Source organism: Yersinia antarctica (assembly GCF_056636475.1).
Genome location: NZ_JBSJQF010000001.1, coordinates 3,917,217 through 3,940,265, shown reverse-complemented (window position 1 = coordinate 3,940,265; position 23,049 = coordinate 3,917,217). Strand labels below are relative to the sequence as shown.

The window sequence follows — 23,049 nt, the reverse complement described above, 5'->3', positions numbered from 1 at the left end:
TCAGGAGTCTTATGTTACATAAAATGAAAGCATTACGAACGGCAGCCCTGACGGTATTGATGCTGACTGCCGGACAGGTGCAAGCTGAATATCAGTGTAGTGTAAAACCGCAGGATGATGTGATTATCAGCCCGCAATCTGTGCAGATAGTGGGAGCCAGCGGTAATTTGCAGATTTCGCCTGATGGCGATGTTACCCGTAATGGTAAAACACTGACGCTGACCGATGCGCAGCGCCAACAGGCGTTCCGCTACCAGACTGCGTTGCGCAAAGATTTGCCGTGGATAGATCAGGGTGCGCAACAGCATCTTGAAAAAGCACGAGTTTCTTTGGATAAAGTGATTGTTCAACAACTGGGGAGCAGCAGTAATGTGCGCAACCGGCTCACCACATTGAATGATCAACTAAAGCAACAGATGAACCGTATTATTGAGAAACGTAGCGATGGTTTAACCTTCCATCATCAGGCCATCGATCAGGTAGAAAAAGATGGTCGCCAGTTGGTGCAGCAAAGTATGGGCGGTGTGTTGCAAGATAGCTTGAACGAGATGGGGGTTAAGCAGGCGACTAGTGGTAGTGGTGGTAATAATCCGTTGCAAGCCATTATGGGCAATCTGGGTGGGTTACAACAGGCTATTCAGAACGAATGGAATAATCAGGAACAGGAGTTCCAGCAGTTTGGCCATGAAGTCTGTGGGCGGGTGACGACACTGGAGCAGCAGCGTAAGGATTTACTTAAGGCGCTGAACTAAATCCCCTTGATATTCAATCCATTGTGGGTTAGCTAAAGCAGGTTTAGGTTGTAGGCTTCGCCTGAACCTGCTTTTTACGCATAGATTTACAAAAACAGTTCTAGCAGTGAATTAAGGAATAATTTTCCTTTCTCGGTAATTTGCCAGTACTCCTCTGTTTCGATTAAATACCCTTTGGCCAATGCCTCGTCTAACTGTGGGCGAATAGTGCTTTCAGCCAGACCAGTGAAGTGGTAGAAATCTGCCCGTGGTGCGGCTTCTAATAACCGGAAACGGTTCATAAAGAACTCAAAAGGCCGGTCAGCCGTTTCCACTTCATACTGTTTATCCAGATATTTACCCTGCATGAAGCCACGGGGATGTTTGGTCTTTATCGTCCGTAGGATGCGGCCATCGCTAAACGTGACTTTACCGTGCGCCCCGCAGCCAATTCCCAGATAATCACCAAAGCGCCAGTAATTGAGGTTATGTTGGCATTGGTAGCCCGGTTTGGCATAGGCCGAGGTTTCATACTGCTGATATCCGGCATCAGTAAGTAATTGATGTCCTTGCTGGAAAATATCCCACAGTGCATCGTCATCTGGCAAAACCGGCGGGCGTGAACTGAAACCAGTATTAGGCTCAATCGTCAGTTGATACCAAGATAAATGTGGCGGATCCAGTGCGATAGCTTGGCGCAAATCATCCAGCGCCTCTTCCAGTGTTTGATCAGGCAAGCCGTGCATTAAATCCAGATTAAAGCTACGTAAGTTCAGTGAGGTTGCCAGCTCTGCGGCTCGTTTAGCTTCATCTGGCCCATGAATCCGCCCAAGACGCGTTAATTTCTGTGCGCTAAAGCTTTGTACGCCGATGGAGATACGGTTAATACCGGCGCGTTGATAGCCGCTGAAGCGGTCAGCTTCGACAGCGCCTGGGTTTGCTTCCATGGTGATTTCAGCACCGGCTGTAAGGGGTAATCTGGCACGCACACCATCAAGCAGTTGTTGCATCGCTGCGGCACTGAGTAAACTCGGGGTGCCACCACCAATAAAAATAGTGCTAATTTCACGACCACTGGCCAGTGGTACGTCGGCATCAAGATCCGCTAATAAGTGCTCTACATATTCCTGATGAGGAACATCACCTTTCAGTGCATGAGAGTTAAAGTCACAGTAAGGGCACTTCTGCACACACCAGGGAATATGAATATAGAGACTGAGCGGCGGTAACTTAAGCATTACGCAGCGCATCCAACATCAGTTTCAGCGCCTGACCACGGTGTGATACTGCGTGTTTTTCTTCACGAGTTAATTCTGCGGCGGTTTTACCCAACGCCGGGATGTAGAAAATAGGATCATAACCAAATCCAGCCGCACCAGCAGGTTGATGGGCAATCACACCCGGCCATTGGCCGTGAAATACTAAAGGTGTTGGGTCTTCTGCATGGCGCATGTAAACCAGCACGCAGTGGAATTGGGCGCTGCGTTTTGCATCAGGGGTATCTTTCAACGCCACTAGCAGTTTTTCGAGGTTATCTTGATCACTGGCATCAGTACCCGCGAAGCGTGCGGAGTAAATCCCTGGTGCGCCACCTAGCGCATCAACAGCAAGGCCCGAGTCATCGGCGATAGCAGGCAAACCGGTAATTTGTGCGGCATGGCGCGCTTTTAATATGGCATTTTCGATAAAAGTTAAGCCAGTTTCATCGGCGGATTCTACGCCTAGTTCGGTTTGTGCGACCACATCCAAACCAAAATCGGCCAGCAAATTTGCCAACTCACGCACTTTGCCGGGGTTACCGGTGGCTAATACTATTTTTTGCATGGAGGGATCCTGAATTTTATTAGAGCTGACAGTTATTCTTGCGGAAGTCTCTATCACTCGAGCAGTGCCGCAACTTCTGGCGGGATCTGTTGCGGATTAACAATTTTGATCTGTTTGTGCCGCCCCTGTTCACCTTTTTCGATAACTACCTGGCTTTTCGCTACCCGAAATTGTTTAGCGATAAACTTGATCAAGTGGGTATTAGCTTGGCCATCTACCGGTGGGGCGGTAATGGCGATTTTCAGTTCATCGCCATGTAAACCGACTATCTGATCACGGCTGGCTTTGGGCTGAATATATAGCCTCAGAACCAGCCCGTCCAGCAAGGGTGTTACTGCACTCACAGCATAACCCAAAGCTCGCCTAACATATCCATACCTAAGAAGTTGATCAGATACAGGATAAGAATAACGATCATCGCCGAAAAATCGATACCGCCCATGGCAGGCAAGATGCGGCGAATCGGAGCCATTAAAGGCTCAGTCAACTGATACAGCAGATAGTCCATCGGACTACGGCCTTGGCTTACCCAACTCATCAATGCACGGATAATCATTACCCAGAAAATCAGGTAACCGGCAGCTTTAAACAGTGCAATAACACCAAACAGCAGATTATAAGGGTTGAGTGAGATAGCACCGCTACCAATCAGCAGCAACAGTGGGAACTTAATGGTCATCAGCAGGTATGCCAGCAGCAGTGATGCGCTGTCGATTGGCCCCATGGAAGGAATGATCCGACGCAATGGACCAATAATCGGCTGGGTAATTTTCACCACAAATTGTGAGAATGGGTTGTAGAAATCGCTGTGAACCCACTGCATCCAGATACGCAACAGCAGTACCATCACATACAGGTCAATGACCGTTTTGGCCAAAAAAGTCAGCGTTAGCATGAGTTGCTTTAGTCCTTATCCTTAATATTGGATATACACAAATAGAGAATCTATCAGCGTACTTTATAAGCCCCTATCTTAACGAGAAAGCAATAAGGGTAGTGTCGGATTTTGTAAATTTTGTCGTAGTTAGAACAGCTTTTCCATTTCTTTCGCCCGTTTGATAGCGGCTTGCATGGCGCTGGCAACAGTTTCTGGTAAATGCTGCTCGTTAAATACCCTAATTGCCTCGGCCGTCGTCCCTCCTTTCGAGGTCACCTGTTCACGTAGTGTCGAAAGTGGCAATTGCGGGTTAGCTTCCACGAGTGCAGTCGCTCCAGAGGCGGCTTGTTGCACCAGTAGGCGTGCGGTTTCACTATCAAAACCTAACCGTTCGGCTTCCTGTTGCATTGCTTCCATAAACAGGAAGAAATAGGCCGGTGCACTGCCTGCTGCGGCAATAACGTTGTTGATGCCGTTTTCATCATTCACCCAACAGACTTTTCCTACCGAGCTCATCAGCGAGGCGGTAAAGTTACGATCGTCCTGTGAAACCTGCTCTGGTGCATATAGGCCGCTCATCCCTTTACCCACCAGAGATGGGGTATTAGGCATAATACGCACCAAATTGAGTTTATCCCCCAATAGCGCATAGAAACGTGCAACCTGAACACCTGCAGCAATGGAAAGCACTAGTTTGCCGGTGAAATCGACATTATCTCGCAATGCCTGACATACATCGGCCATTAATTGAGGTTTAACCGCTAAGACGATCACCCCAGCCTTTTGTGCTTGAGTGTTATTATCATCACTACTGATGACACCAAATTCAGCGGCCAGAGCATCACGATTTTTAGCTGAAGGTGCGCAAACGCTGATCATTTTAGCGGGATAACCACCGGCAACCAACCCTGCAATAATTGCGCGAGCCATATTGCCAGCGCCAATGAATGTTATGTTGCGATGTTGCATCAATTTCTCCTATGCCCTTGGTACTTAAAGCCGCAGCCCGAAGGTGTTAATTAACATTAGCGGCTCTGACGCTACTGACTTTGGGGGTCAAGCGCGGGTACCAAAAATGGCGGTACCAATACGCACTAATGTACTTCCGGCACTAATAGCGGCTGCCATATCATCTGTCATGCCCATAGAAAGCGTATCCATCTGAGGGTAGCTGGCTTTTAAAGTCAAGAAAGCCTGATGCATTTGCTCAAATACCGCCAGTTGTCGCGGGTAATCGCTTTCCGGTGCCGGAATAGCCATCAATCCGCGTAAATTCAGGTTAGGCAGCTCACTAATACTGGCTGCTAATGCGGGTAGCTCTGTTAAGGCAACCCCGGATTTACTTTGCTCATCACTGATATTGACCTGAATCAGTACGTTCAGTGCGGGCATTGCTGCTGGGCGCTGAGTGCTTAGGCGCTGCGCTATCTTCAGCCGATCAACGGTATGACACCAGGCAAAATTTTCTGCCACTAACCGGCTTTTATTGGATTGCAGCGGGCCAATAAAGTGCCATTCAAGATCGGCGCTATTGGCAAAGTAGTGGATTTTATCTACCCCTTCCTGCACATAGTTTTCGCCAAAAGCATATTGCCCTGCCACGATGGCCTCTTCGATAGCGCTCACAGGTTTGGTTTTACTAACTGCAAGCAATGTCACTTCTTCTGGAGAGCGTGCGCAATTGTGTGCAACTGTTGCGATCCGCGCTCTGACATCCTGTAGATTCTGCTCAATTGTGCTCATATGGACCCAGGAGTTTGATATGGATTTCACCAGTCTGGATGATAAAAACACAGACCAGGATAACCCTGTATTTAGCGATGGCACAGCTAAATGCATTGACTTAGAAAGCCCCGAACATACCGATGATGGCTTTGATGAACAGGACTTCGCGAATAAGGTGGCGGCTAGTGTAAATCATAATGCATCGGATCTGCACCTTTGTACCGGTTATCACCCGGTATTACGTATTGATGGCGTACTGAAAACCTTCACTCACTGGCCACGGGTGAGTGTCAACTGGCTCAATAAGCTCAGTCGGCACTTATTAAGCGAGGCGCAGTATCGCCGATTGCGGGAAATGGGGCAGGTGGATTGTGCTTATACGACAATTAGTGGACAACGGCTACGGGCTAATATTTTTCAGCAACAGCAGGGGCAATCGGTAGCTTTTCGTATTATCTCTGCGGCATGCCCATCACTGGAAGAGTTGGATGTCCCACCGATTATTCACCAACTCGTTGAGCAAGATAATGGGTTGATTCTGGTTACTGGTGCGACAGGCAGTGGTAAGTCCACGACATTAAGCGCGATGATCAGTGCCATCAATCAGCATCAGGCTCGTCATATCATTACGCTCGAAGATCCGATTGAGTTTGTTCATAGCAGTCTTTCATGTTTGATCCAGCAACGGGAGCTGGGGAGCCATACCCAATCTTTTAGTCATGCCTTAACTGGAGCATTGCGTCAGGATCCCGATATCATTTTGTTGGGTGAGTTACGTGATCTGGATACGATTCGTTTAGCTCTGACTGCCGCTGAAACGGGGCATTTGGTGCTGGCTACGCTACATACTCGTACAGCAACACAGGCAATTGATCGGCTGGTAGATGTTTTCCCTGCGGCAGAGAAAGCCACTATTCAGGCACAATTGGCAGCGAGCTTACGTGCGGTTATCGCACAAAAGTTATGTAATAAAACAGCCGGTGGGCGCATTGCCGTTTTTGAAATTCTGATACAAACCACTGCCGTCAGCCATTTGATTCGTGAAGGTAAATCCTATCAGCTCCCGAATGTGATACAAGCTGGCGCGCAATGGGGGATGCAAACCTTTGAGCAAGGGATGGTGCGGCGGGAGAGGCAGGGGATATTGGCAGAGAATAATGTTAGCCAATTAACATAGCGCCGCTAACCAACAGTAAGTGATTCGGGTGAATGAGAGCCGCTAACACTGCCACGGCTCCAGGTAGGAAGAAGTTACCCAAAGTAATTGGGGTTGTGGCAAGGCAGCAAACGAATAAACCCCGATGAGCTTACGATCTGTAAGTGATTCGGGTGAATGAGAGCCGCTAACACTGCCACGGCTCCAAGTAAGAAGGGTAATTATGCTGACGGGATCTGCTGAGTAATACAGTGAATATTCCCCCCACCGAGCAGGATCTCTCGGGCGGGAACACCGGTAATCACAAAGTCTGGGAACATCTGCTGCAACAGATCTTGCGCCACGCCATCGGTACGGTAATCTAACAACGGGTAAATGATTTGTTGGTTACTGATCAAAAAGTTGACGTAAGAGCCAGCCAGTTGTTCACCAGCGGTACGGGGAACCGCATCGCTGGATAGCACATCGAAAGTCTCTTCTTCGGTGTTATACAGTGGGCCGGGAGCCGGTAGTTTCCAGATTTTTAGCTTGCGGCCTTTGGCATCAACCGCATTGGATAACACATCAAAAGCAGCAACTGATCGTGCGTACTGTGGATCTTGTTGATCGTCGGTCCAATGTAGGGCAACTTCACCCGGGCGAACAAAACAGCACATATTGTCGATATGACCATCAGTTTCATCGTTATAGACGCCATCTTGCAACCAGATGAAGTGTGTAACACCCAGGTATTCACGCAATAACTGTTCAATCTGCGCTTGATTCAGATGCGGATTGCGGTTTGGATTCAGCAAACATTCAGCGGTGGTTAGCAAAGTGCCTTCACCATCGGTATGAATCGAACCACCTTCTAATACCAGTGGGGCGCTGTAATAGGCGTTATGCAGGAAGTCACTCACTTGAACGGCAACTTTCTCATCTTGTTGCCAGTTGGCATACAGGCCACCGTTAAGGCCGCCCCATGCGTTGAACTGCCAATCCACAGCGCGGCGTTCACCGCTACCGTTAATCACCATCGTCGGGCCGGTGTCACGCATCCAGGCATCATCACTGGCCATTTCGACCAATGTTACGTTAGCAGGCAGGGTTGCTTTAGCCTGAGCCATAAATTCAGCTGGCACGCCCATAAATACGGGGATTGTACCGCTGATGGCCTCAGCAACTTTGGCAAACGTCTGCTGAGCGGGAGCCCCCTTGCCACGCCAGTTATCTTGACGGTATGGCCACAGCATCCAGACCGCATCCTGCTTTGCCCACTCGGCAGGCATAAAGAAGCCATCCTGCTGTGGTGTGCCGGGTAGGGCTTGTGAAGCTGAAGCTTGTAAAATCGCATCTTGTGCAGACATAAATTATCTCCGGGTCTTGCCGTCAGAAGTGGCTAAAGCTTGATACATTTCTGGGCGGCGATCGCGGAACAAGCCCCATGAAGCGCGCTGGGCAGCGATTTCTTGTAAATCAAATTCATGTACCAAAACAGCCTCATCCGTTTTGTTGGCCTGAGCCAGCAGAGCGCCAGTCTGGTCAGCAATGAACGAAGATCCGTAGAAGGTCATTTCCAGGCCCGCTATAAATTTACTTTTCTCGGTACCGATACGGTTAGATGCAATTACGGGCACCAGGTTTGCAGCGGCGTGCCCCTGCTGTACGCGGGTCCAGTGTGGTTGGCTATCGATTTCAGGATAGGCAGGTTCAGAACCAATCGCGGTCGGGTAGAAGATGATTTCCGCACCAAGCAGTGCCAGGCTACGGGCCGTTTCCGGGAACCACTGATCCCAACAGATGCCAACGCCTACTTTGGCATAACGAGTTTGCCAGACTTTAAAACCGGTATCGCCCGGAATAAAGAATTGTTTTTCCTGATAAGCCGGGCCGTTAGGAATATGGGTCTTACGGTATACATCTAACACCGAGCCATCAGCATCAATCATAACCAGCGAGTTATAATAAGCATTGTTAGCTTTCTCAAAGAAGCTCAGCGGTAACACTACTTCCAGCTCGGCTGCCAACTTGGCGAAGTGCTTAATTAACGGGCTACTATCCAGCTCTTGGGCCAGTGCATAGTGTTCCGGGCTTTGATCAATACAGAAATAAGGTGCGGCAAACAGCTCCTGAATCAGGATGATCTGTGCACCTTTGGCATGCGCTTGACGTACCAGTTTCTCGGCATTTTCAATGTTCTTAGGTAGGTCCCAAGAGCAAGCCATTTGGGTCGCAGCAACAGTCACTTTTGTCATGAGAAAACCTCAATAAATGTAAAAAACACCCGCATGGGGTGTGCAATATTTGAGCCGCTGATTGGCATAGGTTCAGTATACAATCCTGTGGGTACAGGTGTCACGATATGCGGGGGATTGCCAAACCAGACGGTGGAAACATAATCTGGGTAACCGTATCTGAAGCTGAATAAAAACCTATTCAGCCAGCCTGTTCATCAAACCAACTTTCCAGAATAATGACCGCAGATGCAGCATCGACACTGCCTTTATCCAAAGCACGGTAGCCGCCACTGTCAAATAAGTTGGCGCGGGCTTCTACGGTGCTGAGGCGTTCATCCTGTAAGGCTATTTGTACACCAAAGCGGCCATGTAAGCGGTTGGCAAACCTGCGCGCGCGGGTAGTTAGGGGTTGCTCGGTGCCATCCATATTCAGCGGCAGTCCGACAACGACTAAATCAGGTTGCCACTCTTTCAGCAGTTTTTCGACTTTCTGCCAGTCTGGCGTGCCATCCTGCGCTTTAAATGACGTTAGTGCGCGGGCAGTGCCGGTCACTTCTTGGCCAATAGCTACGCCGATACTTTTAGTCCCAAAATCAAAGGCAACAATCGTGCGATTAGCCATTAGGCGTGTCCTGCTTGCGGAGCAATATTAAAGATATTGATACCCAACTTGTTGGCCGCAGCTTGCCAACGTTCTGCAATTGGCGTGTGGAACAGAATGTTGGTATCAGCCTCAATCGTCAACCAGGTGTTATCCAGCAATTCCTGCTCTAGTTGCCCCTTTTGCCAGCCTGCATAACCCAATGCCACCAGTAGATTTTTAGGTTGTTCTGGCGTCCCTAGGGTCTCCAATACATCTTTGGAGGTGGTTATCATCGTATCGGCTGAGATAGGAATACTGGAGCCGAATCCCTCCCTTGGTGAATGCAGGATAAACCCCCGATCCTCTGCCAGTGGCCCACCGGTTAATACCGGTTTATCCAGACGTATCGCCGGGTCTCGCGGTGAAGGGCTGATTTTCAGTTTTTCCAGCACAGTTTCTACCGTGAATTGTTCCATAGGTTTGTTTATCACTAAGCCCATTGCGCCCTCTTGGTTATGCTCGCAGATGTAAATAACCGAGCGCATAAATAGGGGGTCTTGGAGTGAAGGCATAGCGATAAGAAAATGATGCTGTAAATTCATTATGTTATATAGGGGATTCGCTGAGTTAAGGGGTGAACTTTTGTCAGTATGCGGATAAATGCCAATAAAGTCACGGATCCCCTTCGTCCTTGAAGCCGCAGGGGTGTTGGCTGCGTTCACGCACCCGAATCACTTACTTGAGTAAGCTCATCGGGATTAATGAGCCTCATCCTTGAGGCTCACCCTGCGGGCTAGCATAAATGCTGTTCAAATCGGTTCCTGACCGATTTGTTACTCTCTTGCCGCCTGCCTGCAACACCCATGACTTTGGGGAGGGTATCTGGTTTATTTATTAGCTAACCGCGCTTCGATTGCATCCATCAGCATTTTGGTAATGGACACATCCGGGAAGGCAGCTTCAATTTCACGGATGCAGGTCGGACTGGTGACGTTAATTTCAGTCAGACGATCGCCGATAATATCTAACCCGACGAAAATTAAGCCTTTCTGCTTCAGTACCGGTGCGACAGCGCGGGCAATCGCCCAGTCGCTCTCACTGAGTGGACGGGCTTCGCCTCGGCCGCCGGCCGCCAGATTACCACGGGTTTCACCTTGCGCCGGGATACGTGCCAGGCAGTAAGGTACCGGCTCGCCGTCAACCACCAAGACCCGTTTATCGCCTTCTTTAATGGCGGGCAGGAAGTTCTGCGCCATGCAGAATCGGCTGCCCAATTCGGTCAGCGTTTCAATAATCACCGACAGGTTAGGATCATCTTGTTTCACACGGAAGATTGAGGTCCCTCCCATCCCATCCAGCGGTTTCAGAATGATATCACCGTGTTTTTGATGGAATTTACGAATGCGGTCTTTATTGCGGCTGACCAGAGTATCCGGCGTTAATTCAGGGAACCAGGCGGTAAACAGCTTCTCATTACAGTCACGCAGGCTCTGCGGCTTGTTCACTACTAGTGTGCCCTTATCTTCTGCGCGCTCCAGAATATAGGTGGCGTAGATGAATTCAGTATCAAACGGCGGATCTTTGCGCATCAGGATGACATCAAGGTCGTGCAGGGGAATATCCTGTTCAGCGCCGAAACTGAACCAACTCTCTTTATCCTGTTTTACGCTGAGTAGACGGGTACTGGCTCGGCCTTCACCACCCTGTAAGTACAGGTCGCCCATCTCCATGTAATGCAGTTCCCAACCACGGCGCTGTGCTTCCAACAGCATGGCGAAGCTGGAGTCTTTCTTGATATTAATGGACGAGATTGGGTCCATTACGATGCCGAGCTTGATCATTCTTCTCTCCTAATGGGAACGAATTTTATCCCAGATCACCAAACCGCACCTGTAAAGCAGTGATTGCGGTAAGAGCTGTAGTTTCGGTACGTAGAACTCGTGGACCTAGCAGGATATCAGTAAATCCAAGGCGCGAGGTCATGGCAATTTCATCGGCAGAGAGGCCGCCCTCCGGGCCAATCAACAAACGCACGTTGTTGAGTGTAGGGGGAAGGGTATTGATGCTGTTGCTGGCGCGCGGATGCAGATTCAGTTTCAGGCTATCATCCTGCTCAGCACACCAGTCTGATAGTTGCATGGCGTTGCGGATTTCCGGGATCCTATTGCGGCCACACTGCTCGCAGGCAGCGATAGCAATTTTCTGCCACTGCTGGAGTTTCTTCACTAAACGCTCGCCATCGAGCTTAACCCCACAACGTTCAGAAAACAGCGGAGTAATCACATTGACACCCAGCTCAATCGATTTCTGCACGGTAAATTCCATTTTCTCGCCCCGGGAGATCACCTGACCCAAATGTAAGCTCAGTGGTGATTCACGGTCTTCCAATTGCCCTTCACCAAGCCGAACCCGCAGATTTTTTTTATCTGAGCGGACAATTTCGGCAGCGAAGACCTGATTGCTACCATCAAATAGTTGCAGGCTTTGCCCCTCAACCATACGGAGCACGCGGCCTACATGATTGGCTGCCTCATCGCTCAACGCCAGTTCGGTATTCGCCTGCAAAGGCTGTGGATGATAAATGCGGGGTATGCGCATGGGTTGCTCTAAGTCCTGAAACGAAAACATACCGCGCAGCGAGTGGTGCCACGCGAAATAAATAAGTGCCTAAGGAGACCAGAGGCAGGGAAGTATCAACCCATATACTAGATTAGCCTTTTTGCTGCTGGCAAGCCCGTTGTACATAAGGGTTATGATTACCCTGAGCTTTCGCTATCCGCTCATCACGTTGGCATTCCCAGTTGGTGACAGGGTACTGGCGGTTCCAGACCTCAAACAGCTTGCTTTGTTGGCTGGAAAGTCGCAGTTGATATTGATCGCGCATATAAAAATAGGTGCGGGCAATTGCTCCGCGAGCACGCGCTGGCGGCTCTGCCAGTTTATTTTTAAAATCAATTTTCATATCACATTGACCGTATTGGCCCTGGCCGCCATTCCATTGGGAATACATGAAGTTATTGCGGTCACCATTCACTTCGCCAATAGCCGGTTGCAGATTATGCAGATCAGTTTCTATTTGGCGATAGATGGGATCTTTAGTGCAGTTTTTGCGGCCACCTTGTTGCCAGCATTGGCGCTGGTGGCCAAATTGCCAAGCCGGAACCACATGCTCCCACTCGATCCTTGCTGCTCGCTGGGCGTTTTTTCTTGGTTGATAGCCACAACTTTTCAGGTCAGGAATACCTTTCTTACCTTGCCAATCAATTTTGCATCCGCAGTAAAAACTGCTGGGGGCATCCTGATTAATTTTTACAGCGACCGCTTTGGCCTGAGAAAAGTTATTAATGCTTTGACTGTGACTGACCAGAGGAAGCAACGAGGAGGATAAAACCAGCAAGAATAGAATATTGCGTAACATATCTCAAAACAGCCCGATGATGAAAAGCAGGCAGGTTATAGATAATACTGATGGATAGCAAATTAACATGCTGTTTTATAACAAGTAACACCAATTCCTAACAGCTTTTTAGCGCGTTAAATTGCAGCTTTTCACCACAGTGGCGGCAGCGATATTCGCTCTCGCCGCGCTGTACTTTATTGTGGCGACGAATGGTTAATGCATGTTGCTGGCATTTGCACTGATAATTGAAGGTCTTACTGCGCACCGAGGCGACTTCAAACTGGTGGGTGCGGCTGGCGGGGACTTGCAATACCTGCTCCATCATCCAGCGCCACTCTTTACCATGGGGAGCAACTCGGCCAAATTGGCGATAAACCAGCAAGTGAGCCAGTTCGTGCGGCACCACTTCCTCGATAAAGTCCTGCTGATTTTCCAGTAACAATACAGGGTTAAGACGAATCTCGAAGGATTGCAGATAGGCACTACCCGCGCTAGTGCCGCGTTGATGATAATTGATTTTCGGCTCCGAGTAGGCGGTGCCAAGATGTTGATTCGCTAACTGCAATTTGTGGCGCAGGCAGCGCATAACGGCTTGCTGTAACGCGATTGGGATTCGTTGTGTACTCATATCGCCGAAGAATAAAACGGTCGATAAGCAGATGCAAGCCAGTAGGCAGGACTATTTTGAGTAGATTATTATATAAAAACATATAATATAAAAATATATAATGAAATCTAGTTATCCGAAGGGCTTATGAATAACCATCAAATGATCAGCATGGATCTTATGAGGCAAGCGGCAGCAGCGGCTGGTGATGTATTACGGGTGCTGTCAAATGAGGATCGTTTGCTCTTACTGTGCCAATTGAGCCAGGGAGAAAAAGCAGTAGGTGAATTAGAAGCCGCATTGGGGATTCATCAACCAACGTTATCACAACAGCTTGGTGTGCTGCGTAGTGATGGGCTAGTGAACACTCGCCGCGACGGTAAGCGGATATTTTACTCAATCGCCGATAGTAAAGTTTTGGCACTGTTGGAGCTGCTCTATCAGCTTTATTGCCCACAAGAGAAGGAGGCAATATGACTATCGATTGGATTAACTTTACCCCTTACAGTGCACTGGCCGGAGGGGCAGTATTGGGCGTTGCAGTAACGTTTCTATTGTTAGCCACTGGCCGGATTGCTGGTATTAGTGGCATTTTGGGGGGCTTACTTTCGCCAAAAGCAGGGGATCGCGGCTGGCGTATGGCATTCATCATTGGTTTGGTTATTTCACCTTTGGTTTATTCGCTGTTTACCGCGTTACCGGTTATCCAAATTGATGCAGCTTTGCCCACTCTGATTTTAGCCGGATTGCTGGTAGGAATTGGGACGCGCTATGGTGCCGGATGTACCAGTGGGCATGGCGTCTGTGGGCTAGCTCGTTTCTCGCCACGTTCACTGGTGGCGACATTGAGCTTTATGTTTACCGGCTTTATCACTGTGGGGCTGGTTCGCCATCTATTTGCTTAGGAACAGAATATGAATCTATTTTTCTCGCTGTTGGCCGGGCTGATATTTGGTTTGGGCCTGATAGTTGCAGGTATGGCCAACCCTGCCAAGGTCTTAGGTTTTCTCGACATTAGAGGTTTATGGGACCCGTCATTGGCATTGGTGATGGCAGCCGCAGTGGCTATCGCGCTACTCGGTTTTACCTGGGCCAAAAAACGTAAAGTCAGTTTGCTGGGGCAACCCTTGCAATTGCCAACCTCTAATCGTATTGATCGGCGGTTAATTGGCGGTAGCCTGTTGTTTGGCGTCGGTTGGGGATTGGCGGGGATATGCCCTGGGCCGGCACTGGTATTGCTGGGCGCAGGGATGTTCAAAGGGGTTATCTTTGTCGCCGCGATGGTGGCGGGAATGGCAATATTTAGCCTACTAGAGCGTGCTCGTTAGATATAAAAAACCCCGCCAGGCGGGGTTTTTGCTGTTCAGCGCTTAACGGTTGAAACTTATTTCAAGCCAGCAGCCTCACGCAGCAAGGCGGCTTTGTCGGTTTTTTCCCAAGGGAATTCTTCACGACCAAAGTGACCATAAGCTGCGGTTGCTTGATAGATCGGATGCAACAGATCCAGCATCTGAATCAAGCCATAAGGGCGCAGTTCGAAGAATTCACGTACCAAGGTAATCAATTGATCCTCAGAGACCTTACCCGTGCCGAATGTTTCCACCATGATGGAGGTAGGTTCTGCCACACCAATGGCGTATGAAACCTGAATCTCGCAACGGTCAGCCAGGCCAGCCGCAACAATATTTTTCGCTACATAACGGGCAGCATATGCTGCTGAGCGGTCAACTTTGGATGGATCTTTACCGGAGAATGCACCGCCCCCATGACGAGCCATGCCGCCGTAGGTATCAACAATGATTTTACGCCCAGTCAGACCACAGTCGCCCATTGGGCCACCGATAACGAAACGGCCTGTCGGGTTGATATGATATTTGGTAGCTGCGGTGAGCCACTCAACAGGTAGAACCGGCTTGATAATCTCTTCCATCACCGCTTCTTGTAAATCTTTCAGACTGATATCTTCTGAATGCTGCGTCGACAGAACAACCGCATCAATACCGACAATCTTGCCGTTATCATACTGGAAGGTAATCTGGCTTTTTGCATCCGGGCGCAGCCATGGCAAGGTGCCATTTTTACGCACTTCAGCCTGACGCTTTACCAAACGGTGTGCATAGGTAATAGGTGCAGGCATTAAAACGTCGGTTTCGTTAGTGGCATAGCCGAACATCAGGCCCTGATCACCCGCGCCTTGTTCTAAGGGGTCTGAACGGTCAACACCCTGATTAATATCAGGTGACTGCTTCCCAATCGCACTTAAAACGGCGCAAGAGTTAGCATCAAAACCCATCTCAGAATTAACATAACCGATTTCGCGCACGGTTTTACGGGTGATCTCTTCGATATCTACCCATGCGTTAGTGGTAACTTCACCGCCAACTAATACCATACCCGTTTTGACATAGGTCTCGCAGGCAACACGCGCTTTTGGGTCTTGCTCAAGAATTGCGTCCAGTACCGCATCTGAAATCTGATCAGCAATTTTGTCTGGATGCCCTTCAGAAACAGATTCCGACGTAAATAAGTGTTTAGCCATTATTTTCTTTACCTTGAATACAAGTGAAAAGTCACTGCATAGCGTTGGGTGCCAGGCAACAGAAGCCTACGTTTGGTTAGGTCTTCTGATACGTTGACGTTTTACAACGCCTCTTTAGGCAAAGCCTTTAGCAGTCGATCCCATTCGTACTTGAAGCCGCCTGGTTGTTAGCTGCACGCAGTCCTCCGAACCACTCATTTGAGTAAGCTCATCGGGCTGGTTCGTCTGCTGCCCACCCGCAACGCCAAGTTTTTTGGGCGTATAAATTTAGAAGCCTTGCATGATTTGTCGCACACGTAGCATTCTAGCAATTAAAATGTTTGGATGTATTAACATCTGGACGTCTATTTTAGGTCAGCTTTTACTCTTAATGCCAGCCCTTTTTGCATCAAGATATTTCTTGCTTTGGTTGTCATGGTGTTTATTTACCGCTTGATACAGTTATACCCGTCATACTTCAAGCTGCATGTGCGTTGGCTACACTCAATAACCCGAATCACTTGCGACAGTAAGTTCATCGGGATTATCTCGCTTGCCGCCTTCCTGTAACTCGAATTATTTAGGGTATACACGCTATTTTCATTTTGCATTTTGCTCGCGTTATAGGTATAAACTGCGCGCGCAGCTTATTTGATATGCAATGATGAAGATGGCAGAGGATGACATTAGCTCATTGTTACATTTGCAGAGTTTTGCACTCAGGTGTTTAACCGTGAATGGGCATGAAAATAGCGGCGTCATCAAACTGTTACTTAATCTGTCTATACCCAATAGATTTCAATATGCAGCTATTTCCCCTGTAACTTGAAAGATGACGGGTTTATTTAAAGTCTTGTCCGTTCAATCTGAGCGGCATGCGTGGAGGTGGTTGGATTAATGATCCGTTGTCAACTGGTTGCTGCACATCAACAGCTACGTCGTTCTGACGTTCAATCCCCCTTTGCAACCTTCCTTTCTTGTACTCCATCAAGGCGATGTTACACCCACATGGGTGCGTCTCAGGATTCGCGGGCAGGTTAACAGCCGCCTGAAGCACTGAATTTGGCTAGCCTGACCACTTTGCGGCTAATCCGATTCACAAAATCTCAATACGTATTTACAGTCGGACGTATTTTCCATTTAAACGTGTTTTACCCTTTTGGGTAATGAATAGCTGAGTGATAAACCACTTGTGGATAGCGCTTTGCAGCGTAATATTCTGCCGATTCGGCGTCCACGTGGGTTGTCCTTGCTGGTTGTAGCTGCGATAGTGGCTGACTTTATCGTCAGTATCGCAATAGAGGCGAATTATGTCTGATGATAACTTGATTGGCCGTCCGTCAGCAGCGGGCGCACATGTTTCTTTACGCTCTATGCAGGAGGTTGCCATGAATGACCGTAATGCCAGCAAGATGCTGAGCACGTATAACGTCGCCTATTGGGGTGGCAACTATTATGACGTCAACGAGTTGGGTCATATCAGCGTTTGCCCTGATCCAGATGTTCGTGAGGCGCGTGTCGATCTGGCGCAACTGGTCAAAGGAATGCAGCTCGAGCAGGGGCAACGTCTGCCTGCATTATTCTGTTTCCCACAAATTTTACAACATCGCCTACGCTCAATTAACGGTGCATTTAAACGTGCGCGTGAGTCATTTGGCTATGAAGGCGACTACTTCCTGGTTTACCCGATTAAAGTAAACCAGCATCGCCGGGTTATTGAGTCTTTAGTCAATTCTGGTGAGCCGTTGGGGCTGGAAGCTGGCTCTAAAGCTGAAATGATGGCGGTTTTGGCCCATGCAGGTATGACCCGTTCGGTTATCGTTTGTAACGGCTATAAAGATCGTGAATATATTCGTCTGGCATTAATCGGCGAAAAACTGGGCCATAAGGTTTATCTGGTCATCGAAAAGATGTCAGAAATCAAAATGGTATTGGAAGAAGCCGAACGCTTGAATGTGGTTCCGCGCCTGGGTGTTCGTGCGCGCCTGGCATCACAAGGTTCCGGTAAATGGCAGGCCAGCGGTGGTGAGAAATCTAAATTTGGTTTGTCTGCCACCCAAGTGCTGCAATTGGTTGATATGCTGCGTGACGCCAATAGTCTCGAAAGCCTGCAATTACTGCATTTCCATTTGGGATCTCAGCTATCCAACATCCGTGATATCTCCACCGGGGTTCGTGAGTCCGCACGTTTCTATGTGGAATTACACAAGCTGGGTGTCAATATCCAGTGCTTCGATGTGGGTGGTGGTTTGGGGGTGGATTACGAAGGGACGCGTTCTCAGTCCGATTGCTCAGTAAACTATGGCCTGAATGAATATGCCAACAACGTTATCTGGGGTATTGGTGATGCTTGTAATGAACATGGCCTGCCGCATCCTACCGTGATTACGGAATCGGGCCGCGCAGTCACCGCGCACCATACCGTGCTGGTTTCCAATGTGATCGGCGTAGAACGCAATGAATTTAATGAGCCACAGCCACCGGAAGAAGATGCACCTCGTGCGCTGATAAGCCTGTGGGATACCTGGCTGGAAATGCAAGAGCCGGAAAACCGCCGCTCTCTGCGCGAATGGCTGCACGACAGTCAAATGGATTTACATGATGTGCATAGTCAATATGCCCATGGGATACTGGACCTGACACAACGTGCCTGGGCGGAACAGATGTACCTGAGTATCTGCAATGATATCCAGAAGCAACTGGACCCAAGCAATCGTGCACACCGGCCAATCATTGATGAGCTGCAAGAGCGTATGGCCGACAAGCTGTACGTGAATTTCTCGCTGTTCCAATCTATGCCGGATGCCTGGGGTATCGATCAGTTATTCCCAGTGTTGCCACTGGAAGGGTTAGATAAGCCACCAGAACGCCGCGCGGTATTGCTGGATATTACTTGTGACTCAGACGGTACTATCGACCATTATATTGACGGCGATGGGGTAGCAACCACCATGCCGATGCCGCCATATGATGCTGAAAACCCGCCATTGTTGGGCTTCTTTATGGTTGGTGCCTATCAAGAGATTCTGGGCAATATGCATAACTTGTTTGGTGATACTGCCGCGGTTGATGTGTATGTATTCCCAGACGGCACGGTTGAAGTTGAGCAGACTGACGAAGGTGATACCGTCGCAGATATGCTGGAATATGTTCAGTTGAACCCAGAGAAATTGTTGAACCAATTCCGTGATCAGGTGAAAGAAACTGATCTAGATACCGAGTTGCAGGCGCAGTTTATGGAAGAGTTCGAAGCAGGTCTGTACGGTTATACTTATCTCGAAGATGAATAACGGCTAACGGCTGCTTTTTCAACGCAAGAAGTCTCTCTATATTAAGGGCAAACTCAGGTTTGCCCTTTTTGTTTGCCCCTGTCACTGGTGATTGTCCAAATATCAACCACACTAATATTGGTCATTTATGATGCTTATCTGAGAGGTGCTTGAATGGGATGGGTCAGTGTTTGTAAGGTAAATTACGTCAAGCCCGATTTTCCTTTCTCAGCGCAGATTGATGATAAAAGGATTGGCGTCTATGTCATTGATGGTGAGTATTTTGCGATGGAAGACATTTGCCCTCATGCCAATGCATTGTTAAGTCAGGGCTTTATGGATGGAGAAACCGTTGAGTGCCCATTACACGGTGCATTGTTTGATGTGCGGACCGGCCAGTGCTTGCGTGAGCCAGGCGATAGGGATTTAGCAACCTATCCAGTGCGCATTAAAGGTGATCAGATTGAGGTAAATCTGGACGTAGATAGTGGCGGGTAATATTTAGTAATAAGAGAGTAACGCCCGCAAAAATCACGGGCGTTATACAGTGATAATTGACGGGGTTTACTTCTCAGCAGCAATACGTTGGCGAATATGATCAGCCCGCGCTTGTGATGACGGATGATCGTCAAACATGCTGCTGGTACGGCCTGCTTCCATGGTTGCCAATTTTTCAAAGCTAGTGACTAAACCATTTGGATCGATACCGCGTTTTTTCAACAAATCGAATGAGTAATCATCCGCTTCGCTTTCTTGTTTCTGTGAAAATTGAGCGTTAACCAATTTCTCGCCAATATCTGCTAACTGAGACTGAGACAACTGCCCGGCAATCCCGCCAGCGGAACTGGCCGCAGTGCGCAGGGCAGTTGTGCCATAAGCCACTTGCATCGCTTTACGGGTATGCCCCAATGCCACATGGCCCATCTCATGACCGAGTACACCTTCCACTTCATTGTCGGTCATCATATCCATCAGCCCGCTATAAACACGAATACAACCATTTGCCATGGCCCAGGCATTCACATCCTTTGTGACATACACCTTATAGTTAGCTGGCGTACCATTAATGTTATCGCCTAATGCGGCTGAAATTTTCACCAACCGTTTGGCATAGGTACTGTCTGTTGGCGCTATCTGCGCTTTCTGATCCATTTCAGCGCAAGATTTTTCGCTGAGCATTTTTACATCAGCATCATTCAAGGTTGCCGCTTGAAATGCCTGTGCGCCTGACTGCATTAAGCCATCAGTATTCATATTCTGGCAGCCGCTAAGCAGCGCTGTAAGGCTCAGTGCAATCATTGAGGTACGAATTTTCATAACACTTTCTTCCTGTGGTTATGCCATTTTATTATTGGAGAGGACCGTTCTCTTCGTGATGATAACGTATCAGTTGCGTTATCTATCCATCATTATTCGCCAACAGTCACTGTTGCATTCTTATTAACTATTGCATTAATCGCTGTTGAATCGACGACGGTTGTTCTACTCTGTCGGCAATAGGTCTTGCCCGAAATATTCGTGGCAACGTATGGTTTATATCGGTTTGTTTGCAAAAACGAACACTGCCAGCCGACAGAGTGGTTAATACACTCATTGTGTGGCTAAAAACGCAGCGAGGGTAACGCGACTCAATCGTTACAGCTATAGCTTTATTCTGAAAATATGGAAGTTTTAGCTCATTTAGTTTTAGTGATTGCCGTTTCAATGCTGAGTCTGAGAAAATGGTAAACTTGAACGCTTTTTTTTAATCCGACCTGGAGTAAAACATGTCCTCTCGTAAAGAGCTTGCCAACGCGATCCGCGCACTAAGCATGGACGCAGTGCAGAAAGCGAATTCCGGCCACCCCGGCGCCCCTATGGGTATGGCAGATATCGCCGAAGTTTTGTGGCGTGACTATTTGAACCATAACCCAACCAACCCACACTGGGCTGATCGCGACCGTTTCGTGTTATCGAATGGTCACGGCTCCATGTTGATCTATAGCTTGCTGCATCTCACTGGCTATGATTTGCCGATGGAAGAGCTGAAAAACTTCCGTCAGTTACACTCTAAAACGCCTGGTCACCCTGAATATGGCTATACCGCTGGCGTAGAAACTACCACCGGCCCGCTGGGTCAGGGCATTGCGAATGCTGTTGGTTTCGCCATTGCAGAACGCACGCTGGCCGCACAGTTTAACCGCCCAAGCCATGACGTTGTTGATCATCACACCTACGCATTTATGGGTGATGGCTGCATGATGGAAGGTATCTCCCACGAGGTGTGCTCTCTGGCTGGCACCATGAAGCTGGGCAAACTGACCGCTTTCTATGACGACAACGGTATCTCTATCGATGGTCACGTTGAAGGCTGGTTCACTGACGACACGGCGGCTCGTTTCGAAGCTTACGGTTGGCATGTGGTTCGTGGTGTTGATGGCCATAATGCTGATTCAATCAAAGCGGCTATCGAAGAAGCTCACAAAGTTAGCGACAAACCTTCACTGCTGATGTGCAAAACCATTATCGGTTTTGGCTCACCGAAGAAAGCCGGTACGCATGACTCACACGGTGCACCATTAGGTGCTGATGAAGTTGCTGCTACCCGTGAAGCATTGGGGTGGAAATACCCTGCATTTGAAATCCCACAAAATATCTATGCTGCGTGGGATGCTAAAGAAGCCGGTCAGGCAAAAGAAGCTGCCTGGAACGAGAAGTTCGCAGCTTATGCCAAAGCTTATCCAGAACTGGCTGCTGAATTCAAACGTCGTGTCAGCGGTGAATTGCCTGCTAACTGGGCGACTGAATCCAAGAATTTCATCGAACAATTGCAAGCTAATCCTGCCAAGATTGCCAGCCGCAAAGCATCACAAAATGCGCTGGAAGCCTTCGGTAAAGTATTACCTGAATTCTTGGGCGGCTCTGCTGACCTGGCACCGAGTAACCTGACTATCTGGTCTGGTTCTAAATCACTGAGCGATGATCTGGCGGGTAACTACATTCACTACGGTGTCCGTGAATTTGGTATGTCTGCCATCATGAACGGTATTGCTCTGCACGGTGGTTTCATTCCTTACGGCGCAACCTTCCTGATGTTTGTGGAATATGCCCGTAACGCGGTGCGTATGGCTGCTCTGATGAAAATCCGCAGCATATTCGTTTACACCCATGACTCTATTGGTCTGGGCGAAGATGGCCCAACCCATCAGCCGGTTGAGCAGATGGCCAGCCTGCGTGTAACACCAAACATGAGCACCTGGCGTCCTTGTGACCAGGTTGAGTCTGCGGTGGCATGGCAGTATGCGCTGGAACGCAAAGATGGCCCGAGTGCACTGATCTTCTCCCGTCAGAATCTGGCACAACAGCCACGTACTGCTGAGCAGTTAGCCAATATCGCTAAAGGCGCATATGTACTGAAAGATTGTGCAGGCCAGCCTGAACTGATCTTCATTGCTACCGGTTCTGAAGTTGAACTGGCAGTGGCAGCAGCAGATCAACTGACCGGCGCAGGCCACAAAGTGCGTGTTGTTTCTATGCCATCAACTGATGCATTCGACAAACAAGACGCCGCTTACCGTGAATCTGTATTGCCAGCAGCGGTTAGCGCGCGCGTTGCCGTTGAAGCCGGTATTGCCGATTACTGGTACAAATACGTTGGCCTGAATGGCGCGGTGGTTGGTATGACCACCTTCGGTGAATCTGCACCAGCAGAATTGCTGTTTAAAGAATTTGGTTTCACTGTTGAAAACGTGGTAGCGAAAGCTCAGGCGCTATTGAAATAAGAGACTGCGTTACTATGAAATATGCCCAAAAAACTTGGTGGTGCCGCTAGCATTCCAGCAGTTCCAAGCCAAAGGGTATACCGGGTGTAAACGGTGATGACAATCCCGGTAATACACCTGTTAAAAGACCGCTTCTGCGGTCTTTTTTTTCGCCAATTGATGGATGTATTGTGCCCTTTATCAGGCAGATATTCCTTTTATGATTAGTTTGGTTTATTCTGGCTGAAGCGTTTCAGTCATGATTGATTTTCAGTTTCAGTAAAATTAGCTGAGGAAAAAGCCGGAAGTATTCTGGCTGAATTGTGATAAGACGATTAACATCTTAGAGTACGGTGCAGTACGCTATGGGGTTGCATGATAATAACCAGAAACAGGGAGTAAC

25 protein-coding genes are annotated in these 23,049 nt (G+C 48.7%); 9 read left to right on the top strand and 16 right to left on the bottom strand.

Annotated features, from left to right (window positions below):
- Positions 1 to 11: 11 nt before the first annotated feature.
- Positions 12 to 752 carry a YggN family protein gene (locus ACWJJO_RS18325; protein ID WP_372560623.1) on the top strand — a complete coding sequence of 247 codons (741 nt, stop codon included), beginning with the start codon at positions 12 to 14 and terminating at the stop codon, positions 750 to 752.
- An 86-nt stretch (positions 753 to 838) separates the two neighbouring features.
- Here ACWJJO_RS18325 and hemW read toward each other — a convergent pair whose 3' ends face one another.
- From hemW to ACWJJO_RS18295, 6 genes are all read right to left on the bottom strand, one after another.
- Positions 839 to 1,969, bottom strand: a complete 1,131-nt coding sequence (gene hemW / locus ACWJJO_RS18320; RefSeq protein ID WP_083162679.1) for a radical SAM family heme chaperone HemW — start codon at positions 1,967 to 1,969, stop codon at positions 839 to 841.
- Positions 1,962 to 2,555 (bottom strand): XTP/dITP diphosphatase, encoded by a 594-nt coding sequence (locus ACWJJO_RS18315; RefSeq protein WP_481091330.1) that lies wholly within the window; start codon positions 2,553 to 2,555, stop codon positions 1,962 to 1,964. The genes hemW and ACWJJO_RS18315 overlap by 8 nt, the downstream gene beginning before the upstream one ends.
- Before the next feature lie 53 nt (positions 2,556 to 2,608).
- Positions 2,609 to 2,899 carry a DUF167 family protein YggU gene (yggU, locus tag ACWJJO_RS18310; RefSeq protein ID WP_083164094.1) on the bottom strand — a complete coding sequence of 97 codons (291 nt, stop codon included), beginning with the start codon at positions 2,897 to 2,899 and terminating at the stop codon, positions 2,609 to 2,611.
- Entirely contained in the window at positions 2,896 to 3,450 is a 555-nt protein-coding gene (locus ACWJJO_RS18305; protein ID WP_083162683.1) for a YggT family protein, read from the bottom strand. The genes yggU and ACWJJO_RS18305 overlap by 4 nt, the downstream gene beginning before the upstream one ends.
- Positions 3,451 to 3,579: 129 nt before the next feature.
- Complete coding sequence (gene proC / locus ACWJJO_RS18300; protein WP_372569597.1) at positions 3,580 to 4,401, bottom strand: pyrroline-5-carboxylate reductase; 822 nt, start codon at positions 4,399 to 4,401, stop codon at positions 3,580 to 3,582.
- An 87-nt stretch (positions 4,402 to 4,488) separates the two neighbouring features.
- Positions 4,489 to 5,175, bottom strand: coding sequence for a YggS family pyridoxal phosphate-dependent enzyme (locus tag ACWJJO_RS18295; RefSeq protein ID WP_083162687.1), 687 nt, complete (start codon positions 5,173 to 5,175; stop codon positions 4,489 to 4,491).
- A 19-nt stretch (positions 5,176 to 5,194) separates the two neighbouring features.
- Between ACWJJO_RS18295 and ACWJJO_RS18290 the strand changes: the two genes are divergently transcribed.
- A complete protein-coding gene (locus ACWJJO_RS18290; RefSeq protein WP_193784783.1) occupies positions 5,195 to 6,334 on the top strand; it encodes a type IV pilus twitching motility protein PilT in 1,140 nt (379 codons plus the stop codon).
- 200 nt (positions 6,335 to 6,534) lie between these two features.
- Here ACWJJO_RS18290 and aguA read toward each other — a convergent pair whose 3' ends face one another.
- From aguA to ACWJJO_RS18250, 8 genes are all read right to left on the bottom strand, one after another.
- Positions 6,535 to 7,659: an agmatine deiminase gene (aguA, locus tag ACWJJO_RS18285; protein ID WP_481091329.1), complete on the bottom strand. Its 1,125-nt coding sequence runs from the start codon at positions 7,657 to 7,659 to the stop codon at positions 6,535 to 6,537.
- Positions 7,660 to 7,662: 3 nt separating this feature from the next.
- On the bottom strand, positions 7,663 to 8,547 hold the full coding sequence (gene aguB / locus ACWJJO_RS18280; RefSeq protein WP_083162691.1) for an N-carbamoylputrescine amidase: 885 nt from the start codon (positions 8,545 to 8,547) through the stop codon (positions 7,663 to 7,665).
- A 181-nt stretch (positions 8,548 to 8,728) separates the two neighbouring features.
- Complete coding sequence (gene ruvX, locus ACWJJO_RS18275; RefSeq protein ID WP_083162693.1) at positions 8,729 to 9,151, bottom strand: Holliday junction resolvase RuvX; 423 nt, start codon at positions 9,149 to 9,151, stop codon at positions 8,729 to 8,731.
- Positions 9,151 to 9,714, bottom strand: coding sequence for a YqgE/AlgH family protein (locus ACWJJO_RS18270; RefSeq protein WP_083162695.1), 564 nt, complete (start codon positions 9,712 to 9,714; stop codon positions 9,151 to 9,153). Before ACWJJO_RS18270 ends, ruvX begins: the two co-directional genes overlap by 1 nt.
- Before the next feature lie 285 nt (positions 9,715 to 9,999).
- Positions 10,000 to 10,953 (bottom strand): glutathione synthase, encoded by a 954-nt coding sequence (gshB, locus tag ACWJJO_RS18265; RefSeq protein ID WP_372560631.1) that lies wholly within the window; start codon positions 10,951 to 10,953, stop codon positions 10,000 to 10,002.
- A gap of 25 nt (positions 10,954 to 10,978) precedes the next feature.
- Positions 10,979 to 11,710 (bottom strand): 16S rRNA (uracil(1498)-N(3))-methyltransferase, encoded by a 732-nt coding sequence (gene rsmE / locus ACWJJO_RS18260; protein WP_083162699.1) that lies wholly within the window; start codon positions 11,708 to 11,710, stop codon positions 10,979 to 10,981.
- A 112-nt stretch (positions 11,711 to 11,822) separates the two neighbouring features.
- Entirely contained in the window at positions 11,823 to 12,530 is a 708-nt protein-coding gene (gene endA, locus ACWJJO_RS18255; RefSeq protein WP_372569596.1) for a deoxyribonuclease I, read from the bottom strand.
- A gap of 97 nt (positions 12,531 to 12,627) precedes the next feature.
- On the bottom strand, positions 12,628 to 13,140 hold the full coding sequence (locus tag ACWJJO_RS18250) for a SprT family zinc-dependent metalloprotease (protein ID WP_083162707.1): 513 nt from the start codon (positions 13,138 to 13,140) through the stop codon (positions 12,628 to 12,630).
- A 126-nt stretch (positions 13,141 to 13,266) separates the two neighbouring features.
- On the opposite strand from ACWJJO_RS18250, the gene ACWJJO_RS18245 reads away from it, so the two are divergent.
- Genes ACWJJO_RS18245 through ACWJJO_RS18235 form a run of 3 tightly spaced genes read left to right on the top strand, consistent with a single transcriptional unit; the run spans position 13,267 to position 14,447 of the window.
- Positions 13,267 to 13,596, top strand: coding sequence for a metalloregulator ArsR/SmtB family transcription factor (locus ACWJJO_RS18245; RefSeq protein WP_193784784.1), 330 nt, complete (start codon positions 13,267 to 13,269; stop codon positions 13,594 to 13,596).
- Positions 13,593 to 14,024, top strand: a complete 432-nt coding sequence (locus ACWJJO_RS18240) for a YeeE/YedE family protein (RefSeq protein ID WP_372569595.1) — start codon at positions 13,593 to 13,595, stop codon at positions 14,022 to 14,024. Before ACWJJO_RS18245 ends, ACWJJO_RS18240 begins: the two co-directional genes overlap by 4 nt.
- A 9-nt stretch (positions 14,025 to 14,033) precedes the next feature.
- The gene (locus ACWJJO_RS18235) at positions 14,034 to 14,447 is read left to right on the top strand and encodes a DUF6691 family protein (RefSeq protein ID WP_083162711.1); all 414 of its coding nucleotides are present in this window, start codon (positions 14,034 to 14,036) and stop codon (positions 14,445 to 14,447) included.
- 56 nt (positions 14,448 to 14,503) lie between these two features.
- On the opposite strand, the gene metK is transcribed toward ACWJJO_RS18235, so the two are convergent.
- Positions 14,504 to 15,658 (bottom strand): methionine adenosyltransferase, encoded by a 1,155-nt coding sequence (gene metK / locus ACWJJO_RS18230; RefSeq protein ID WP_083162713.1) that lies wholly within the window; start codon positions 15,656 to 15,658, stop codon positions 14,504 to 14,506.
- An 876-nt stretch (positions 15,659 to 16,534) separates the two neighbouring features.
- Here metK and ACWJJO_RS18225 point away from each other — a divergent pair.
- The 3 genes from ACWJJO_RS18225 to ACWJJO_RS18215 all read left to right on the top strand — a co-directional run bounded on the left by ACWJJO_RS18225 (position 16,535) and on the right by ACWJJO_RS18215 (position 19,404).
- Complete coding sequence (locus ACWJJO_RS18225; RefSeq protein WP_420070940.1) at positions 16,535 to 16,678, top strand: hypothetical protein; 144 nt, start codon at positions 16,535 to 16,537, stop codon at positions 16,676 to 16,678.
- A gap of 269 nt (positions 16,679 to 16,947) precedes the next feature.
- Positions 16,948 to 18,927, top strand: coding sequence for a biosynthetic arginine decarboxylase (gene speA, locus ACWJJO_RS18220; protein ID WP_083162717.1), 1,980 nt, complete (start codon positions 16,948 to 16,950; stop codon positions 18,925 to 18,927).
- Between the two features lie 153 nt (positions 18,928 to 19,080).
- Positions 19,081 to 19,404 carry a non-heme iron oxygenase ferredoxin subunit gene (locus ACWJJO_RS18215; RefSeq protein WP_083162719.1) on the top strand — a complete coding sequence of 108 codons (324 nt, stop codon included), beginning with the start codon at positions 19,081 to 19,083 and terminating at the stop codon, positions 19,402 to 19,404.
- A gap of 66 nt (positions 19,405 to 19,470) precedes the next feature.
- On the opposite strand, the gene loiP is transcribed toward ACWJJO_RS18215, so the two are convergent.
- A complete protein-coding gene (gene loiP / locus ACWJJO_RS18210; protein ID WP_083162721.1) occupies positions 19,471 to 20,223 on the bottom strand; it encodes a metalloprotease LoiP in 753 nt (250 codons plus the stop codon).
- 449 nt (positions 20,224 to 20,672) lie between these two features.
- Here loiP and tkt point away from each other — a divergent pair, with 449 nt between their 5' ends.
- Entirely contained in the window at positions 20,673 to 22,667 is a 1,995-nt protein-coding gene (gene tkt, locus ACWJJO_RS18205) for a transketolase (RefSeq protein WP_083162723.1), read from the top strand.
- The last annotated feature ends 382 nt before the right edge of the window (positions 22,668 to 23,049 follow it).

Coding starts and splice junctions, on each gene's coding strand:
- ACWJJO_RS18325 (WP_372560623.1), top strand. CDS start 12: ATGTTACATAAAATGAAAGCATTACGAACGGCAGCCCTGACGGTATTG.
- hemW (WP_083162679.1), bottom strand. CDS start 1,969: ATGCTTAAGTTACCGCCGCTCAGTCTCTATATTCATATTCCCTGGTGT.
- ACWJJO_RS18315 (WP_481091330.1), bottom strand. CDS start 2,555: ATGCAAAAAATAGTATTAGCCACCGGTAACCCCGGCAAAGTGCGTGAG.
- ACWJJO_RS18305 (WP_083162683.1), bottom strand. CDS start 3,450: ATGCTAACGCTGACTTTTTTGGCCAAAACGGTCATTGACCTGTATGTG.
- proC (WP_372569597.1), bottom strand. CDS start 4,401: ATGCAACATCGCAACATAACATTCATTGGCGCTGGCAATATGGCTCGC.
- ACWJJO_RS18295 (WP_083162687.1), bottom strand. CDS start 5,175: ATGAGCACAATTGAGCAGAATCTACAGGATGTCAGAGCGCGGATCGCA.
- ACWJJO_RS18290 (WP_193784783.1), top strand. CDS start 5,195: ATGGATTTCACCAGTCTGGATGATAAAAACACAGACCAGGATAACCCT.
- aguA (WP_481091329.1), bottom strand. CDS start 7,659: ATGTCTGCACAAGATGCGATTTTACAAGCTTCAGCTTCACAAGCCCTA.
- aguB (WP_083162691.1), bottom strand. CDS start 8,547: ATGACAAAAGTGACTGTTGCTGCGACCCAAATGGCTTGCTCTTGGGAC.
- ruvX (WP_083162693.1), bottom strand. CDS start 9,151: ATGGCTAATCGCACGATTGTTGCCTTTGATTTTGGGACTAAAAGTATC.
- ACWJJO_RS18270 (WP_083162695.1), bottom strand. CDS start 9,714: ATGAATTTACAGCATCATTTTCTTATCGCTATGCCTTCACTCCAAGAC.
- gshB (WP_372560631.1), bottom strand. CDS start 10,953: ATGATCAAGCTCGGCATCGTAATGGACCCAATCTCGTCCATTAATATC.
- rsmE (WP_083162699.1), bottom strand. CDS start 11,710: ATGCGCATACCCCGCATTTATCATCCACAGCCTTTGCAGGCGAATACC.
- endA (WP_372569596.1), bottom strand. CDS start 12,530: ATGTTACGCAATATTCTATTCTTGCTGGTTTTATCCTCCTCGTTGCTT.
- ACWJJO_RS18250 (WP_083162707.1), bottom strand. CDS start 13,140: ATGAGTACACAACGAATCCCAATCGCGTTACAGCAAGCCGTTATGCGC.
- ACWJJO_RS18245 (WP_193784784.1), top strand. CDS start 13,267: ATGAATAACCATCAAATGATCAGCATGGATCTTATGAGGCAAGCGGCA.
- ACWJJO_RS18240 (WP_372569595.1), top strand. CDS start 13,593: ATGACTATCGATTGGATTAACTTTACCCCTTACAGTGCACTGGCCGGA.
- ACWJJO_RS18235 (WP_083162711.1), top strand. CDS start 14,034: ATGAATCTATTTTTCTCGCTGTTGGCCGGGCTGATATTTGGTTTGGGC.
- metK (WP_083162713.1), bottom strand. CDS start 15,658: ATGGCTAAACACTTATTTACGTCGGAATCTGTTTCTGAAGGGCATCCA.
- ACWJJO_RS18225 (WP_420070940.1), top strand. CDS start 16,535: ATGATCCGTTGTCAACTGGTTGCTGCACATCAACAGCTACGTCGTTCT.
- speA (WP_083162717.1), top strand. CDS start 16,948: ATGTCTGATGATAACTTGATTGGCCGTCCGTCAGCAGCGGGCGCACAT.
- ACWJJO_RS18215 (WP_083162719.1), top strand. CDS start 19,081: ATGGGATGGGTCAGTGTTTGTAAGGTAAATTACGTCAAGCCCGATTTT.
- loiP (WP_083162721.1), bottom strand. CDS start 20,223: ATGAAAATTCGTACCTCAATGATTGCACTGAGCCTTACAGCGCTGCTT.
- tkt (WP_083162723.1), top strand. CDS start 20,673: ATGTCCTCTCGTAAAGAGCTTGCCAACGCGATCCGCGCACTAAGCATG.